Source organism: Mesorhizobium sp. M2D.F.Ca.ET.226.01.1.1 (assembly GCF_004022705.2).
Lineage (GTDB): Bacteria > Pseudomonadota > Alphaproteobacteria > Rhizobiales > Rhizobiaceae > Mesorhizobium.
In genome coordinates this window covers 308186-324856 of sequence record NZ_RZOY02000009.1, presented here as the reverse complement: position 1 = coordinate 324856, position 16671 = coordinate 308186, and the positions used below count along the sequence as shown (strand labels likewise).

The window sequence follows — 16671 nt, the reverse complement described above, 5'->3', positions numbered from 1 at the left end:
ACGCGCTGTTGATCTGCACCGAATGGAAGAGCTTCCGCGCGCCGTCCTTCGACGCGCTCAAGGATGCGCTGACGACGCCGGTCATCTTCGACGGCCGCAACCTCTACGATCCCAAGGTGATCGCGCGATACGGCATCGAATATTTCTCGATCGGCAGGATGGCGGCATGACTGCTGATCGCCTCAAGGACAACGGCTGTCACCATGGCTGTGGACTCACGCCGGCGAACGGCGCACCGGCAACAGTATGAGGTCACCAATGGCTGCCCAGCCGAAACCGACGGTCACCGTCATTGTCCCCACCTTCAACCGTGAGAAGTACCTGCCCGAAGCCATCGCCAGCCTGCTCAAGCAGACTGTGGTGCCGGATCAGATTCTGATCGTCGACGACGGCTCGACCGACAACACCAGCGCGGTGGCCGCCTCTTTCCCCGCTCCGGTGGAATATTACCGCAAGGAAAATGGCGGCAAGTCGACGGCGCTGAACTTCGCCCTGAGGCATTGCAAGGGGGACTTCGTCTGGGTGTTCGATGACGACGATGTCGCGCACCCGACGGCGCTGGAACGGTTTCTCGCAGCGTTCGAGCGGGAGCCGACGGCTGATTTCGCGTTCGGCGAATATGCGCGTTTCCAGCAGTCGGCCCAGATCGAAGAGCGGAATTACGAGATCGTCGCCTTCGGCCATGTCAGCCAGGACAATTTTTTCCCGTCGCATCTCGAATATTGCCACGTCCATCAGCCCGGCCTGCTGGTGCGTCGCGCATGCTACGACGAGGTGGGAGGCTTCAACGAGACCTTGGTCCGGTCGCAGGACTACGAGATGATGCTGAGGCTGGCGCGCCGGTTCAAGGCTGTCCGGGTCGACGGCCTCATGTTCTTCCAGCGGCAGCACAACATGGTTCGCGGCAGCACCAAGGTGGTGATTTCCTATACCGACCGGATAAAGGCCTGGGGCTCGTACGACCGGGTGATCATGGAAGAGATCTACAAGTCGGTCGACCTGCATGAGTATCTCGATCGCTCCGAACAGGCCCTGCCGAGGACGGCGGATCTGGAGATGCAGGCGCTGCTGCAGCGTTCGAGCATCATGGCCAGGAAGGGACTGTGGCATCACGCGGCCGAAGACATCCGCCGCTATGCGCTGCTTGCCGAACGGGCCGGGAAGACCTCGCTCAGCGACAAGGAACGCGCCATCGTGCGTCGTACCTTCGAAGCCTACGACACGGGTCTGGCGTCCGCCCCGGCCGACGAATTCGTCTCGGCGGTGAAGGGATGGAAGTCCGGAGCCCTGAAAACCGACATCGTCAGGGAATACATGCATTCCTTCCCCCACTATCTGGCGCGGGACCTGAAGGCGGGAAAGGTGATCCCGGCATCGAAGCTGTTGCGGGAATATTCGACGCTGTCGCTTTCAGCCTCGGTCGGCCGTTTGTGTCAGGCAATGACTTCGAAGCTTCCATCGCTGCGCGGCGCAAGCTGATCGACGCGGGTACCCGTCCGCTGGGCCGAATTAGGAGCGAAACGATGAAAGTGCTTTTTGCAAGCGGCAACGGGTATATCCCCGAGTTCACCGGCGGCGTGCAATCCAACACCCATCATCTGGTCGAACAGCTGATCGAGCATGGCCACCAGGCGTCGGTGCTTGCCTCGCTGTTCGGCGACGGCATGTTCGGCTTCAAGGCGCGCGCCAAGATGAAGCTGTTGCGGCAGCCCGCGGTGGTCGACAATTTCCCCGGCTACCCGGTGATGCGCGCCTGGTTCCCCTGGGAGGCTGCCGGCTTCGCCGTCGAAAAAACCAAGCCTGACGTCGCCGTCGTGCAGTGCCACAAATCCGTCCCGCTCGGAAAGGCGCTTCTCGCCGAAGGTGTGCCGCTGGTCGTCTATCTTCACAACGTCGAATTTCATGAGCTAGCCGGCGATCCTCGCGAACTCGGTTCGGCACTTTACATCGCCAATTCGGAGTTTACCGCGCGCACCTACAAGGAAAAATTCGGCATCGATTCCATCGTGCTGCCGCCGACCATCAACGACGCTCTCTACTGCACGCACACGACCGGTGAATTCGTCACCATGATCAACCCTTATGAGGAGAAGGGTTTCGATCTTGCGGTGAAGATTGCGGCAGCCTGCCCGGAGATCCCGTTCCTGTTCGTGGAAAGCTGGAAGCTCGAAGACGACCATCGCGCCCGCATCGAGAAGACCATCGCGCCGCTCGCGAACGTTACGCTGGAGAACCGCACCAACGACATGAAGACGGTCTATGGCCGCACCAGGATCCTGCTTGCACCGAGCAAATGGGAAGAAGCGTGGGGCCGCGTCGCATCCGAGGCGCATTGCAGCGGCATCCCCGTCGTCGGATCTCGGCGTGGTGGCCTGCCCGAGGCCATCGGCCCCGGCGGGGTGGTGCTCGACTATGACGCTCCGGTCCCTGACTGGGCCGCGGCGGTGCGACGCCTTTGGAACGATCGCCCGGAATATGAGCGGCTTTCGGCTGCTGCTCTCGCCTTCTCCAAACGCCCCGAGCTCGACCCCGCGCGGCAATTGGTGGTGTTTCTCGATCTGCTCGACAAAGCGGCCCGGCAAGGCGCCCGCCGCGCTGCGTAACTCGCCGAGCAGAGAGATGGCACTGGTTTGCTGCAGTGCACCTAAAATGTTGCGATGCAGCAATTCCTGTACTAGTACTAGGTTGCGCCGACAGGAGTCAAAGTTCATGCCGCATGTGTCAGGCCTTGCCGACGTTTCCAGCCTGATCCGGGCGAGAACATCTTGCCGATGAGAATTTGTTTCGTAGTCGACAAATTTCCCACTCTGTCCGAGACATTCGTGCTCGATCAGATTGCCGGATGCCTTGAGAGAGGGATGGAAGTCAGTGTCGTCTGCAACGAGATGGCCTTTGGCAAGGACAGTAATGTCGACGATGCACGTTGGCAGTCATTGCCTGGGCCGGTCGTTTCCTGGTGGGGCGGCCTCAGTCGCTACCGCTCGCTGCTCAGCAAATGGTCGGGCAGGTTTTGGGACAAGCTCTCGACCGCTATCGACTTGGCCAACGCGCACAAGCTGCGAAACGCCGATGTGATCGTGGCGCATTTTGGCCACAACGGCCTGCGCGTCGCCCGCATCATGAAGCGACGCCAGATTTCCGCGCCTTTGGTGACCATATTCCACGGCACCGATGTCGGCAGGCCGATGCACGACAACACGCTCGGCTACTACAGGCCCGTGTTCGAAAAGGGGGCTCTCCAGCTGCCTGTGAATGCGTTCTTCCGTCAGGCCCTGATCGATGCCGGCGCCGAGCCGACGCAGGTTGCGGTCCACCACATGGGCATTCGCCCCGGCGAGATCGAATATCGCTGGCGCTCCTGGCAGGGACGTACGCTGTCTTTCATCTCGGTGTGCCGGCTGACCGAGAAGAAGGGCACCGAATATGCGCTTCGCGCGCTCGCCGGTCTGCCGCATCGCGACTGGATCTATTCGGTGATCGGCGGCGGAGAATTGTTGGAGCAGTTGAAGCGCACCGCCATCGATCTCGGTATTGCCGACAGGGTGACTTTCCTCGGACCGCGTCCGCACGGTGAGGTCAAGCAGCTCCTGAGTGAGGCGGATGTCTTCCTCCTGCCAAGCGTTACCGGCCGGGACGGCGATCTGGAAGGAATCCCGGTTGCGCTAATGGAGGCGATGGCCGGTGGCCTGATCGCTGTCAGCACCTATCATTCGGGGATTCCCGAGCTGATCGAGGATCACAAGACCGGCTTCCTCGTACCCGAACGGGACGTCGCTGCGCTTGCCGGCAAGCTCGCCTGGGTCGCCGAGAATCCGGACCTGTGCGAGCCGATAGCGCTTGCCGCCCGACGGAAGGTCGAGGCGGATTTCAATGCCGATATCTTGAATGAACGCTTTGCGCGGATCGTCGCGCGGCTGGGGGAGACCGGATCCGTCACATGAATGCCAATCCACCGCCCCCTCAATTTGGTCGCGTTGCCTTGCGCGGCGGGCTGGTCACGGCTGGCGCGCAAGGTTTCAAGATAGCGATCCAGTTCCTTTCGGTCGTCATCCTTGCCCGGCTGCTTGTTCCCGAGGATTTCGGCCTTGTGGCTTCCGTGGGACCGATCGTGGCCTTTGTCGGTCTGCTCCAGGATCTCGGCCTCCAGCAGGCGGTCATCCAGCGCAAGGAGATCGATCAACAGCAGCTCAACCAGGTCTTCTGGCTGAGCGCGGTTGTCGGCCTTTGCGCCGGGGCGGTCGTGGCTTGCCTGGCCCCCGCCATTGCCGCCTTCTACGGGGACCAGCGAATGTGGGGAATAACACTTGCCTCCGCCGTGCCGCTGCTTTTTGGCAGTCTGGCCGCTGTGCCGCTTGCCTTGATGAACCGCCATCTGCAATTCGGCCAGCTTGCGCTCAACGACACAATCACCGCGGCCGTCGGGCTGCTCGCCACCGCAACCGCGGCGTATTGGGGGTTTGGCTATTGGTCGCTGGTTCTGGGTCCGGCTGTTTCGGCCGTTGTTGCGCTGGTTGCCGGCTGGTTGGTGACGCGCTGGACGCCGTCGTGGCCGAATCTGAAGATCGACGGCGACATATTCAGGTTCGGCGCGAACCTTACGGGCTTCAACCTTGTCAATTTTCTCTCTCGCAACCTCGACAACATCCTCATCGGAAAATATTCCGGCGCGGTCGAGCTGGGCTACTATGATCGCGCCTACAAGCTGCTGCTCTTTCCGCTGCAGAACATCAACCAGCCGCTGACGCGTATCATGGTGCCGCTGCTCAGCCGCATCCATGAGGACAAGCAGCGATTTCGAGACATCTATGTCCGGACAAACTGGCTGCTGGCCGTTATCACCATGCCAGGCATTGCGACGCTGACACTGACTTCGGAGCAGGTGGTCAGGCTTCTTTTCGGCGAGCGTTGGATGGCTGTGGCGCCGATTTTTGCCTGGCTGGGCATCGCCGGGCTGATGCAGTCCGTATCGAGCACCACCGGGTGGATATTCATCTGCCAGGGCAAGACGAAGACGATGTTCCACTGGGGCATCTATTCGTCGCTGACGACCGTCGCCTCCTTCATCGTGGGCCTCCATTGGGGAGCCATCGGCGTCGCGGCTGCCTATGCCATCAGCGGTTATGCGCTGCGTGTGCCGGTGCTTGCCGCCCTGATCCATCGTGTCGGCCCGGTGACCGCCGGCGATTTCCTCGGCATACAGGGGCTTTTCATCGTCTCGTCCCTGCTCGCCTGGCTCTCGTACCTGTCGCTGCCGGCGTTGCTGACCAACCAGTCGGACCTGCTCACGATCCTTGTGGCGATTGCCCTAAATTACGGGTTCGCGCTGGCCCTCATGCTTGCTGTTCCGCAGTCGCGCAGGGCGCTGTTCGCCACTCTTGCCAACGTCGCCAGCAACATCGGGTGAGCGGCTGCCTATCAACGGCGACAACGGCCCCGTTGCCGACATTGCCGACGCATGCTCTTCCAGAACGGCCGCGAGGCTTGCCCGGCGATAGTGGTCAAGGCCACCGATGAATCTGCCGAGTTTTTCGGCCGCTTCCGAGGGCGTTACGGTATCGATGTCGAGTAGAAGGTCGGCGACGCCGATACGCTTGGCGACTTCCTTGGTTTTGAATTCATAGGCGATCGGCAGCACCGGCGTGCCGACGCAAAGCGACATGATCATCATATGCATGCGCGTGGCGACGACGAAGTCGCAATCCTTCACCAGCGACATCAGCTGGTCGGGCGTATGAAATGCGGCATCGACATTGACGTGTTCGGCGATTTCCGGGTCGAGCTCGGCCACGATAGCCCGTGCTGTTCTGGCGTCGTCATGGGCGTATTCCGGCACGCCCTGGCAGGTTGAAACGAAGGTCACCTTCTTGGCGTGGTCCCTGACAAGAATTGTGGCGATCTCCCGGATCGAATCGAGATAGCGACGCATGCCCTCCTCACCGTCGCTGACGAAGCTCCAGTGACGGACGGAAATCGCGACGCGGCCCGTCGGCGCCGGAGCGATGCCGACATGTTTCTTGATCCTGCCGCTGTCAGCCAGGGCAAAGACGGCATCGGCGACCACATGGCATTTGCCCGGGTCCTTCACCAGATCAAGTATGTGGTTTCTGGATCGCTCGTCACGCAGCAGGATGAGCGGAGCCCGATCGAAGATCGAACCTAGCTCCTGGCGATTGTAGCTTTTCTTGAACGGGCCGAGCGATTGCGTGAAGAAGATCGGGTCCTTGCCCAAGATCGCATCGATGCGGAATTGATTGAGCCGCTTTTCGAGATCGTAGTTCTCGACGAGATAGGTTCCGCCTGTCGTCACCACCAGGTCGGCGCTGGCATAGGCTTCGAGGCCGCGGCGGTCGTCCTGGCTGAAGAAAACGCTGCTGGCGGTGCCGTTTTGTGCGAAGCGACGCAAGGCGCGCCAGACTGCCCGGTTGTAGATCGACTTGAGCCGGCTCTTTATCCCGGCGCCACGCTGATCCTTGAACAGCGATTCCGACAGGAGCTTGTGAAATTCGAGATCAGGGTAATCTTTCTTCGGGTAAAGCCTGGCCGCGACGTCTGGCTGACTGTCGAAAACCAGGAACCGCACATCGCCGCCGGCGATCGATCTGAGAATATGGCGGATAGCCAAAAGGATCGCGGCATCGCCCGTGTTCAGACACACTGTGTTTTCGATCACGACTTTCATGGAGGAACCTCGTTTCGCGTCCGTCGCCAGGCCGGCGGCGATTAAAACGGCATGTTTGCCGAAGTGCTGCCACGCGATCCGCGTCGCGATCCTGACATGCTGCACCACGCTGGTAGCCAACGCCGAATCCAGATCGATGCCAGGTCGGATTGAGAGTAGCGGATCATTTTTGCAGTGCAACAAAAAATGTGCGGACGTTTGCCCCGCAGCACCAAAATTGTTGCGATGCAGCAAAAGCTGTACTAGCATCCCCGATGGGTGGGCCCAACAGCGGTCGAGTTTCATGCTGCATGTCTTGTACCTTGTACATGACGTATCCGACCCGGCGGTGCGCCGGAGGGTGCAAATGCTCAAGGCAGGCGGCGCCAGGGTTACCCTGGCGGGCTTCCGCCGCACCACCAATCCGGTCGCCGAGATCGAGGGTATCGAGCCTGTCGACCTTGGCGCGACGCGCGACGGCCGATTCGCGCAGCGCATCGGCGCGGTCGCCAAGGCTGCCATGTCGATCGGCGCGAAGCTGGGTGCCATGGCCAGGCCCGATCTCATCATCGCCCGCAACCTCGAGATGCTGGCGCTTGCGCGCCGCGCCAATGGCGCGCTCGGGGCGAGCGTGCCGATCGTCTATGAATGCCTGGATATCCATCGCCTGGTGCTGCGCGACGATTTTGTCGGCAGGACGCTGCGCGGCGCCGAGCGCCGCCTCGCCCGCGACGTGAAGCTTCTGGTGACCAGTTCGCCGGCCTTCATCGCCAACTATTTCGAGCCGTTCGGGCAGATCGTCGCACCGGTCGAGCTGATCGAGAACAAGTATTTCGAGGCGACATCCGTTGCCGCCGCCTATCCTTTCGACGACGCCAGCCCGGCACTGCCGCCCTGGCGCATCGGCTGGTTCGGCGCGCTGCGCTGCCGCCGCTCGCTGGAGCTGCTGGCCGATTTCACCCGCCGGCAGGCGGGGCGTTTTGAAGTCGTGCTCAGAGGCCGCCCGGCGCTGTCCGAATTTCCGGACTTTCATGGTTTCATCGAGGCTGAGCCCTGGCTTTCGTTCCGCGGGCCTTACCGCAATCCGGAAGACATGGCGGCAATCTACGGGGAGGTGCATTTCTCCTGGGCGATCGATTTCTTCGAGGCCGGCCAGAATTCCGAATGGCTGCTTCCCAACCGCCTCTATGAGGGCTGCCGCTTCGGCGCCGTGCCGATCTCGATGGCGGGCACCGAAACCGGCCGGTTTCTGAAGCGGCAGGATATCGGCGTGCTTCTGTCCGAAGCGACGCCCGAAGGCATCGAGGCGATGCTGGGCGGGATGGACGAGGATGGATACCGCGGCCTGAAGTCGCGGGTGCTCGCCCGCAATCCGCGGACCTGGAGCTACGACCGCAGCGATTGCGCGGCCTTCGTCGAGAAATTGCGCGGCCTCGCCGCCATGCCTCCGACTTTCGCGGCGGCGGCATGATGGCAGAGGACGCGCAAAGACCGATGACGCAGGCCAATCCTTCGATCCTGATTGTCATTCCCTGCCTTAACGAGGCGGCCCATATCGGCGGCCTGCTCGACCAGTTGCGGCCCGCCGTGGCGAGGCTCGGCGGCCGCATCGTCGTCGCCGATGGCGGCAGCACCGACGGCACGCAAGCCATCGTCGAAAACATCGTGGCTGCGGATCCCCGGGTCATCCTGCTCGCCAACCCGAAGCGCATCCAGAGCGCTGCCATCAATCTGGCGGTGGCGAGCCTCGGCGAAGGCGCCGACTATCTCATCCGCATCGACGCGCATGGCGGTTATCCGGATGATTACTGCGACCGGCTGGTCGAGGAAGCGCTCGCCACGGGCGCCGATTCGGTCGTCGTTTCGATGCTGACCGCCGGCACCGGCGCCGTGCAGAAGGCAGTCGCGGCGGCGCAGAATTCCAAGCTCGGCACCGGCGGCTCGAAGCACCGGCACATGTCCGAGGGCGAATGGGTCGACCACGGCCACCACGCGCTGATGCGGGTCGCCGCCTTCAAGCATGTCGGCGGCTATGACGAGAGTTTCAGCCACAACGAGGACGCCGAGCTCGACTATCGCCTGCGCCAGGCCGGCTATCGCATCTGGATGAGCGGCAGGACGCAGATGGTCTACTATCCGCGCTCGACGCTGAAGAGCCTGTATTTCCAGTATCTCGGCTATGGCCGCGGCCGCGCCCGGAATGTGCTCAAGCACCGCATGGTGCCGAAGGTCCGGCAGATGATCCCGCTTCTGGTGGCGCCCGTCGTGCTGTTGGCCTTATTCTCCTTCGCCCACTGGCTGGCGGCGGTGCCTTTCCTTTTGTGGGCGGCCGTATGCCTTGGCTACGGCCTGGCGACGGCGATACGCCAGCGCAATGCCAGCATCGCGCTGGCCGGCGTGTCGGCCATGGTCATGCATTTCGGCTGGTCCGTCGGCTTCTGGCAGCAGCTTTTGACGCCGCGCTCGCAGGGCAAGGTGGCGTAATGGCCGGCCGATCGATCGACATCTGCATCTGCACTTTCCGCCGGCCGGAGCTGGCTGACACGCTGCGCTCCGTCGCCGCGCTGGAAAAGCCCGAGGGATTGGAAATCGGCATCGTCATTGCCGACAATGACGATGAGCCCAGCGCGCAGAAGCTCGTGAAGGCGCTGGCCGAGGAATTGAAGCTGCCGATCCGCTATCGCCACGCGCCGGCGCGCAACATCTCGATCGCCCGCAATGCCTGCCTCGACGCCAGCGTGTCGGACTTCGCCGCCTTCATCGACGACGACGAGACGGCGTCGCCCGGCTGGCTGGTCGAATTGATGGCGACGGCCGATGCCATCGGCGCCGCGGCGGTGCTCGGACCGGTGCGTGCGCATTATCGCCAGGACGCGCCGGACTGGATGCAAAAGGGCGATTTCCACTCGACCTTGCCGGTCTGGGTGCGCGGCGAGATCCGCACCGGCTATACCTGCAACGTCCTGCTCAGAACGACCGATCCCAGCCTGCGCGGCCGGCGCTTCAGCCTGGCGCGCGGCCAGACCGGCGGCGAGGATACCGAGTTCTTCGATGCCATGGTCAAGGCCGGTGGCCGCATCGCCTTTGCCCCGCAAGCCTTTGTTGACGAGGTCGTGCCGCGTGCCAGGGCCGCGTTCGATTGGTTGCGCCGCCGTCGGTTCCGCTTTGGCCAGACCCACGGCCATCTGATCGGGCAAAACACCGGCGGCTTGCGCCGCGCCGGCCAGGTCGGACTCGCTTCCGCCAAGGCCGCCTATTGCTTCGGCGTGGCGATTTTGACCGCGATCAGCCCGGTGCGGCGGAACCGCAGCGTGCTCCGCGGCATTATGCACGTTGGTGTCGTCAGCGGTTTGGTTGGCTTCCGCGAAATCCGCCAATACGGCCTCACATCGCCAGAGCAAGGGAACAAGCGTGCAGCCTGACGTCAGCTTCGTCATAGCCGCCTACAATGCCGAGGCGACACTCGACCGCGCCATCGCCGGCGCGATCGCGCAACGCGGCGTGACCGTCGAGGTCATCGTCGTCGACGACCAGTCGCGCGACGGCACTCTGGATGTGGCGCGCGCCTATCCGCAAGATATCGTAAAGGTGGTGGCACTGCCCGCCAATCGCGGCCCGGGCGGGGCCAGGAATGCCGGCCTCGACCTTGCCCGGGGGCGCTGGGTGGCGGTGCTCGATTCCGACGACGCAGTGCATCCGGACCGTCTGGCGGCGATGATCGCGCGGGCGGAAGCCGCCGGCGCCGAGATCGCCGTCGACAATGTCCAAGTCGTGCGCGAGGACGGCACACCCGACGACATCATGTTCCCGACCGGCTATCTGGAGGGCTTGCGCGAAATCTCGCTGGCCGATTACATCGCCGGCAATCTGGTCTTCGAATCGCGCTTCAATTTCGGTTATCTCAAGCCGATCTTCCAGCGCCGGTTTCTCGACGACAACAGACTGCGCTACGACGAAAAGCTGCGCATTGGCGAGGACTACATCCTGTTGGCGAGCGCGCTGGCCAGCGGCGGCCGTTGCGTGGTCGAGCCGACTGTCGGCTACGTCTACCACATCCGCACCGGCTCGATCTCGCGGGTGCTCGAATTGCATCACGTCGAGGCGATGGTTAAGGCCGACGCCGCGTTTGCGGCGGCATATCCCATGGACAGCAGCGCCCAGGCAGCCTTCGCCAGGCGCGGCCGCAGCCTGCGCAAGGCAGCGTCGTTCCTGTCCCTGGTTCAACACATCAAGGCGCGCGCGCTGCTCAAGGCGATAGGCGCGGCGCTCAAGGATCCGGCTGCGGTCAGGCATATGTCGATGCCGATCGCGGTCCGGCTGAGAAGGGTTGCGGCACGGTTTGCCGCGGGGGGGGGGAGACGAAGCATGCGGGCGATTTCTTGAGCACGATCCCGAGAAGTGGGTTTCGGGAAAGATCATGCTCCAACAACGATTTAGCCGGCGATAGGTAGAAATCTTTTTCTCTCAGAAGGAAGACCAGATGCAGAAAGTCAGGAAGGCAGTCATCCCGGTGGCTGGGCTCGGAACGCGGTTCTTGCCGGCGACCAAGTCGATGCCCAAGGAAATGCTGCCCGTCGTCGACAAGCCCGTCGTGCAATATGCCGTCGACGAGGCCTTCGAGGCCGGGATCGAGCACATTGTCTTCGTCACCGGCCGCAACAAGGCGGTCATCGAGGACTATTTCGACCTGCATCCTGAACTGATCGGCACGCTGGAGCAGACCGGCAAGAAGGCCCAGCTCGAATCGCTGGAAAGCCTGCTGCCGGAGGCCGGCGCCACCTCCTTCATCCGCCAGCAGTCGCCGCAGGGCCTCGGCCACGCGGTATGGTGCGCGCGCGACGTGATCGGCAATGAGCCGTTCGCGCTGCTGCTCCCCGACATGGTGTCCTTCGGCGCGCGCGGCTGCCTGGCCGAGACGGTCGATCTCTATCAGCGCACCGGCGGCAATGTGATCGCCGTCGAGCGCTGCGACCCGGCTGAAACCGGCAAATACGGCATTGTCGGCCGTGGCGACGAAGTCGGTTCCGGCTTCAAGGTCACTGAGATGGTCGAAAAGCCCGCGCCCGCCAAGGCGCCGTCGAATTTCTACATCAACGGCCGCTACGTTCTGCAGCCGGAGATCTTTGCCCTGCTCGGCAACCAGCAGCGCGGCGCCGGCAATGAAATCCAGCTCACCGACGCCATGGTGCGTCTGGCCCAAAGCCAGCCCTTCTACGCCCAGCCTTTCGACGGCCGCATGTTCGACTGCGGCTCCAAGGAGGGCTTCATCGAGGCCACCATCGCCTTTGCTTTGGCGCGCGACGACATGAAAGGCCCTGTCTTCGAGATGCTGCAGCAATTCGTCCGGTCGCACGAGCGCCGGGAAGTAGCCGCATAATGCCCATCTTTCCGGTGCATATGCGAAATCGCGATGGCGCGACAGCCACACCAGCGCCCGGGCCTTCCGGCCCGGCGCATTCTGGCAACAACGTTGCGCGGTCTTTTCTGGTCACGACGCCGATCTACCAAGGCCGATAGCGCCTGCAACCTGGAATTGGACCGAACATGAACTATGCCAACTTCCCTCTCGACAAGAGGATGCCGTTGCCCAGTACCGATCCGGAAAAGGGTGAAGACTTCATCGATGTCGAGCGTCTGCTTGGCATGGCCGCCCGGCAGGCCAAGGTGGTGGCGGTCTGCGCCGTCATCGGCCTGTTCCTGGGCGTGATCTATCTGCAGACCACACCCAAGCAATATATGTCGGTGGCGAGCGTGCTCATCGACGAGGGCCTCAACAAGGTCGTCGACGACATTTCGGCGGCGTCGCAGACCATGCAGACCGACGCCTCGCTGCTCAGCCAGATCGAGATTCTCACCTCGGCGCGCCTGGCCTCGGTGGTGGTCGACAAGCTGAAGCTCGACCAGAACGACGCGTTCATGAACCCGCCGCAATCGGCTTTGGCCAAGGGCGTTGGTTTCCTGCGCGGCGTGGTCGGCTATTTCCGCGGCAGCTCGGCCGACGACATCCCCGGCATGCAGAATGTCGACGAAGCGACGCGCCAGGCCATGATCAAGACGGCGACGCATGACTACGCTGTGCTGAAGCTGCAAAGCGAAGTGCTGGCGCAGCGCAATGGCCGCAGCTACGTGATCTCAATCGGCTATCAGGCGCCGGATCCCGCCTTGGCCACGGCCATCACCAAGGCCTATGCCGATGCCTATCTGGCCGATCAGCTCAATGCCAGCTTCGACGCTACCGAACGCGCCGCCTTGTGGCTGCAGGGCAGGCTCACCGAATTGCGTGAGAGCTCGCAGCAGGCGGCCATGGCGGTCGAGAAATTTCGGGCCGAACATGGGCTGTCCGCCAACAGCGACGGCCAGTTGCTGAGCGACAAGCAACTCGCCGACCTCAATGCCCAGCTCATCGTCGCTCAGGCCGACACCGCTAGAGCCAGCGCCCGCTACCAGCAATACAAGGCGATCGTCGACAGTGGCTCCGAAAGCGCCTTCAACGATTCCGCCATCGGCTCGGACCAGCCGAGCAGCTCAGTCATCATCGCGCTCAAGACCCGCTATCTCGCCATTGCCAAGCGTCTGCAGGACGTCGAGACGAATTTCGGCAAGGATCATCCTCAGGCGGTCGCCCTGACCAAGGAAAAGGCCGACGTCTCGGCGCAGATCTTTGGGCAGCTGAAGCAGCTCACCGAAAGCTACCGCAACGACTTCGAAGTGGCGCAGGCGCGCGAAACCGCGCTGCGCGACAAGATCTCCACCGCCGCCGGCAAGAGCTCGATCGACAACCAGTCGCAGGTAAAGCTGAAGGAGCTCGACCAGCAGGCGCAGGCGCTGACCACGCTCTATCAGACCTTCCTCAGCCGCTACGAGGAAGCCTCGCAGCAGCAGTCCTTCCCGGTCGGCAAGGTCCGCATCATCTCCGACGCGACGATGCCGCTCACGGCTTCCAGCCCACGCACTCTGCGCGTGCTGGCGCTGTCGCTGGTCCTCGGTCTGATGCTCGGCGCCGGCTTCGGCGGGCTCAACGAGTTCAACGAGCGCTTCTTCAGGACGGGCGAGGACATTCGTGACCGCGTCGGCCTGAAATTCCTCGGTTATCTGCCGACGATCGGCGGCGGCAGGGCCAAGGAGGCCAAAGCCGACGACCTGCCGGTCGACGGCAAGGTGGCAAGCCTCACCGCCGCCGAGAAACGGGCGCGCATGCGTGTCAGCATCGACGCTCCGGCTTCGATGTTCGCCGAGACGCTGCGCAACGCCAAGATCGCCTTCGACGTCGTGATGGAGGATCGTGGCAGCCGGGTCATCGGTGTCATTTCGGTCCTGCCTGGAGAAGGCAAGTCGACGGTGGCCGCGAACCTGGCGGGCCTGCTCGCCGCCAACGGCGCAAAGACCTTGCTCATCGACGGCGACTTGCGCAATCCTGGCTTGAGCCGCAGCCTCGGCATGGAGGCCGAGCAGGGCCTGATGGAAGCGGTGGTCAACGGCCAGACCTGGCAGTCGGTCGGCAAGGTCGACCGCCAGACCAAGCTCGCTATCATCCCAGCCGTACTGCGCGGCCAGTTCTCGCATACCAGCGAGCTCCTGGGTTCGGCCGGCATGCGCCGCTTTATCGAGAACGCCAAGGAGACGTTCGAATACATCATCGTCGACCTGCCGCCGCTCGGCCCCGTCGTCGATGCCAAGGCCTTCGCGCCGCTGGTCGACAGCTTCGTGCTGGTCACTGAATGGGGTCGCACGCCACGCAACATGGTGCGCTCGATGCTGGAATCCGAGCCCTATATCGCCAACAAGGTGATCGGCGCGGTGCTCAACAAGGTCGACTTGAAGAAGCTGGCCAAATACGGCTCGCTCGGCGGCTCGGAGAGGTTCTTCGACCGCTACTCCAGCTACTATCTGGAGAAGTCCGAGTCGCGGGCCAAGCAGGCAGCCTAGCAGGGATTGTCGCGCGCCCGGGACGAGGATCGAAGCGCGGCAAGCGAGACGATGGCCTCACGGATCCAGCGCTGGCCGCTGTGTCCGTGACCGCGTTCATGCCACACCATTCCCACTGCAAAGCCTTCGACCGGAAATGGGCAGTCCATAACTTCAAGCTTGTTTGCAGAGCCGCGCACCAGCCGTTCCGGGACCAGCGCGACGAAGTCCGAGTTGGACACGATCTCGGGGACGAACAGAAACGACGCCGCGGAAAGCACCACGTTGCGTTTGTGTCCGAGAGCGGCCAAAGCGCTGTCCACCGGCGTTACGAACCCGCCACCGTCCACGGATACGATCACATGCTCTAACGCGGCAAACTCGGCGACCGTGATCCCTTCCTGCAGCCGCGGATGCGCCTTGCGGCCGATGAGCACGTAGCGCTCATCGAACAAGTGTCGAGCGCGAAGACCTGGCGGGGCCTCCTGCGGCGTCATCAGTGCCAGATCCACATCGCCGCGCGCCATCTGCGCTTCCAGCTGCGGCAGGTCCAGGTTGCGTATCGCGATGCGAACGCCGGGCGCTCGCTTCCTGAGTTCTGTGACGAGCGGCTTGATCACCGCGGCTTGCAGATAGTCTGTGCAAGCAATCGCGAAGGTCAGCTTGGCCTTAGCCGGATTGAAGTTCCGATGCGAAGTGAGCGTGGCTCGAACCTGGTCGAGGGCTTGGCGCAACGGATCGAGCAACTCCATTGCTTTGACCGTCGGCGTCATCCCGCGCTGGGCAGGGATTAGCAGTTGGTCGTCGAACTCCTGCCTGAGGCGATTCAGTTGGGCGCTTACGGCCGGCTGGCTGAGATGCAGTCGGGCAGCCGCCTTCGTGACGTTGCGCTCGATCAGCAGCGTTTCGAGGGTAACCAACAGGTTGAGATCCAGGCGCTTGGTATCCATGAAATGGATAGTAGCTGAACATATTTAGAATTTCAAAAATACCGCGAAAGACCCGAAATACTTCTCGATGAAGCGGGAACCGCTCTCGGCACGCCCGCTGTGCTCGTCAGCCGGACACCGACCGGTTTCAACCTGAGAGACAGGAGAACCAACATGAGCCAGAAAGATACTGCCAAACCTCTGATCACCGTTGTTGGCGCCTCGAGCAAGCAGGGCCGTAGCGTCGCCAACGCGTTGCTCGACAGTGGGCGTTACCGGGACGCGCGCTGACACGGCGCCTTGACAGCCAACCTGCGCAGGCCTTGGCGCGGAAGGGCGCCGACGTCGTGGTCGCGCCCCTTGAACTCGGCAGGCGGGCCGAACTGACCGAAGCACTGAAAGGTTCGGCCGGGGCGTTCTTGATGACGCCGCCGATCGTCAAGGTGCCGCCTGCGGAACCCGAACTCAACCTCGGCAAGGAGTTGGCCGATGCAGCAGTGGCCGCGGGCGTCGAACACGTCGTGTTCAGTGGGCTCGAAAATGTCGAGGCGATCACCGGCGGCGCCAAGTGGGCGCCACATTTCACGGACAAGGCAAAGATAGAGGATTACATTCGCGGCCTGCCCGTACGCAGCTCGTTCGTGTACCTTGCGTTTTACTACACCAACTTCCTGGAATACTACGTTCCGCAAGGCGGCGAGGACGGTATAGATTTTGCCATATACCTGCCGCCCGATACCCCCATGCCCTTCTGCGACCCGCTCACTGCGGCGGGTCCAGCAGTGCGCGAGATCTTCGATCACCCCACGCGATACGCCGGCGAGGTTCTGCCGGTAATAGGCGAGTTTATCTCGGCGCAGCAAATGGTGGAAACGTTCGCACGCGTCACCGGCAGGCGCGCACGCTACGTCTCGGCGTACTCGCGCGAAGACTTGTTACGCCAATTTCCGGGTTTCGCCGGCAACGAGTATCTCGTGCGCGAATTGGTGGGCATGGTCGAATACGCTGTCGAATACGGCTACTATGCCCCCGGGCGCGATCTGACGTGGAGTCGGAAAATCGATCCGAATGCCCTGACCTGGGAACAGTTCCTCAAGCGTAGCAAATGGCAGGGCGACCTGTTGTCCTACGGTGTCGCCGAGACTGAGCTCGCGCCGACCTGAGTAGCGAAGCTGCGCT

General features: G+C 62.7%; 13 protein-coding genes and 1 pseudogene. 12 read left to right on the top strand and 2 right to left on the bottom strand.

Features of this window, described 5'->3' with window-relative positions:
* From EN869_RS35130 to EN869_RS22175, 5 genes are all read left to right on the top strand, one after another.
* Positions 1-170: UDP binding domain-containing protein (locus EN869_RS35130; protein WP_245512355.1), on the top strand; the 170-nt coding region annotated here is incomplete at its 5' end.
* Between the two features lie 88 nt (positions 171-258).
* Entirely contained in the window at positions 259-1479 is a 1221-nt protein-coding gene (locus tag EN869_RS22190; RefSeq protein WP_167498522.1) for a glycosyltransferase, read from the top strand.
* Positions 1480-1523: 44 nt separating this feature from the next.
* On the top strand, positions 1524-2603 hold the full coding sequence (locus EN869_RS22185; protein WP_127227835.1) for a glycosyltransferase: 1080 nt from the start codon (positions 1524-1526) through the stop codon (positions 2601-2603).
* A 168-nt stretch (positions 2604-2771) separates the two neighbouring features.
* Positions 2772-3941, top strand: coding sequence for a glycosyltransferase (locus EN869_RS22180; protein ID WP_127227854.1), 1170 nt, complete (start codon positions 2772-2774; stop codon positions 3939-3941).
* Positions 3938-5404, top strand: coding sequence for a lipopolysaccharide biosynthesis protein (locus EN869_RS22175; RefSeq protein WP_127227834.1), 1467 nt, complete (start codon positions 3938-3940; stop codon positions 5402-5404). The genes EN869_RS22180 and EN869_RS22175 overlap by 4 nt, the downstream gene beginning before the upstream one ends.
* Here EN869_RS22175 and EN869_RS22170 read toward each other — a convergent pair.
* Positions 5306-6964: a polysaccharide pyruvyl transferase family protein gene (locus tag EN869_RS22170; protein ID WP_245489455.1), complete on the bottom strand. Its 1659-nt coding sequence runs from the start codon at positions 6962-6964 to the stop codon at positions 5306-5308. The genes EN869_RS22175 and EN869_RS22170 overlap by 99 nt on opposite strands.
* Between EN869_RS22170 and EN869_RS22165 the strand changes: the two genes are divergently transcribed.
* The 6 genes from EN869_RS22165 to EN869_RS22140 all read left to right on the top strand — a co-directional run bounded on the left by EN869_RS22165 (position 6963) and on the right by EN869_RS22140 (position 14584).
* Positions 6963-8129: a glycosyltransferase gene (locus tag EN869_RS22165; RefSeq protein WP_127227833.1), complete on the top strand. Its 1167-nt coding sequence runs from the start codon at positions 6963-6965 to the stop codon at positions 8127-8129. The two genes, EN869_RS22170 and EN869_RS22165, sit on opposite strands and share 2 nt — an antisense overlap.
* A gap of 23 nt (positions 8130-8152) precedes the next feature.
* Positions 8153-9142: a glycosyltransferase family 2 protein gene (locus EN869_RS22160; RefSeq protein ID WP_127227852.1), complete on the top strand. Its 990-nt coding sequence runs from the start codon at positions 8153-8155 to the stop codon at positions 9140-9142.
* Positions 9142-10080 (top strand): glycosyltransferase, encoded by a 939-nt coding sequence (locus tag EN869_RS22155; RefSeq protein ID WP_127227832.1) that lies wholly within the window; start codon positions 9142-9144, stop codon positions 10078-10080. The genes EN869_RS22160 and EN869_RS22155 overlap by 1 nt, the downstream gene beginning before the upstream one ends.
* Positions 10070-11041 carry a glycosyltransferase family 2 protein gene (locus EN869_RS22150; RefSeq protein WP_127227831.1) on the top strand — a complete coding sequence of 324 codons (972 nt, stop codon included), beginning with the start codon at positions 10070-10072 and terminating at the stop codon, positions 11039-11041. Before EN869_RS22155 ends, EN869_RS22150 begins: the two co-directional genes overlap by 11 nt.
* Positions 11042-11138: 97 nt before the next feature.
* Positions 11139-12035 (top strand): UTP--glucose-1-phosphate uridylyltransferase GalU, encoded by an 897-nt coding sequence (gene galU, locus EN869_RS22145; protein ID WP_127227830.1) that lies wholly within the window; start codon positions 11139-11141, stop codon positions 12033-12035.
* 167 nt (positions 12036-12202) lie between these two features.
* Positions 12203-14584, top strand: coding sequence for a polysaccharide biosynthesis tyrosine autokinase (locus EN869_RS22140; protein WP_127227829.1), 2382 nt, complete (start codon positions 12203-12205; stop codon positions 14582-14584).
* Here EN869_RS22140 and EN869_RS22135 read toward each other — a convergent pair.
* On the bottom strand, positions 14581-15513 hold the full coding sequence (locus EN869_RS22135) for a LysR family transcriptional regulator (protein WP_127227828.1): 933 nt from the start codon (positions 15511-15513) through the stop codon (positions 14581-14583). The two genes, EN869_RS22140 and EN869_RS22135, sit on opposite strands and share 4 nt — an antisense overlap.
* A 153-nt stretch (positions 15514-15666) precedes the next feature.
* Here EN869_RS22135 and EN869_RS22130 point away from each other — a divergent pair.
* Positions 15667-16655 (top strand): annotated as a pseudogene (locus EN869_RS22130) (NmrA/HSCARG family protein).
* The last annotated feature ends 16 nt before the right edge of the window (positions 16656-16671 follow it).

Bases quoted from the DNA above. Each gene is read 5' to 3' on its own strand.
- EN869_RS22140 (WP_127227829.1), top strand. From the start codon at position 12,203: ATGAACTATGCCAACTTCCCTCTCGACAAGAGGATGCCGTTGCCCAGT.
- EN869_RS22160 (WP_127227852.1), top strand. From the start codon at position 8,153: ATGACGCAGGCCAATCCTTCGATCCTGATTGTCATTCCCTGCCTTAAC.
- galU (WP_127227830.1), top strand. From the start codon at position 11,139: ATGCAGAAAGTCAGGAAGGCAGTCATCCCGGTGGCTGGGCTCGGAACG.
- EN869_RS22185 (WP_127227835.1), top strand. From the start codon at position 1,524: ATGAAAGTGCTTTTTGCAAGCGGCAACGGGTATATCCCCGAGTTCACC.
- EN869_RS22155 (WP_127227832.1), top strand. From the start codon at position 9,142: ATGGCCGGCCGATCGATCGACATCTGCATCTGCACTTTCCGCCGGCCG.
- EN869_RS22135 (WP_127227828.1), bottom strand. From the start codon at position 15,513: ATGGATACCAAGCGCCTGGATCTCAACCTGTTGGTTACCCTCGAAACG.
- EN869_RS22170 (WP_245489455.1), bottom strand. From the start codon at position 6,964: ATGAAACTCGACCGCTGTTGGGCCCACCCATCGGGGATGCTAGTACAG.
- EN869_RS22190 (WP_167498522.1), top strand. From the start codon at position 259: ATGGCTGCCCAGCCGAAACCGACGGTCACCGTCATTGTCCCCACCTTC.
- EN869_RS22165 (WP_127227833.1), top strand. From the start codon at position 6,963: ATGCTGCATGTCTTGTACCTTGTACATGACGTATCCGACCCGGCGGTG.
- EN869_RS22175 (WP_127227834.1), top strand. From the start codon at position 3,938: ATGAATGCCAATCCACCGCCCCCTCAATTTGGTCGCGTTGCCTTGCGC.
- EN869_RS22180 (WP_127227854.1), top strand. From the start codon at position 2,772: ATGAGAATTTGTTTCGTAGTCGACAAATTTCCCACTCTGTCCGAGACA.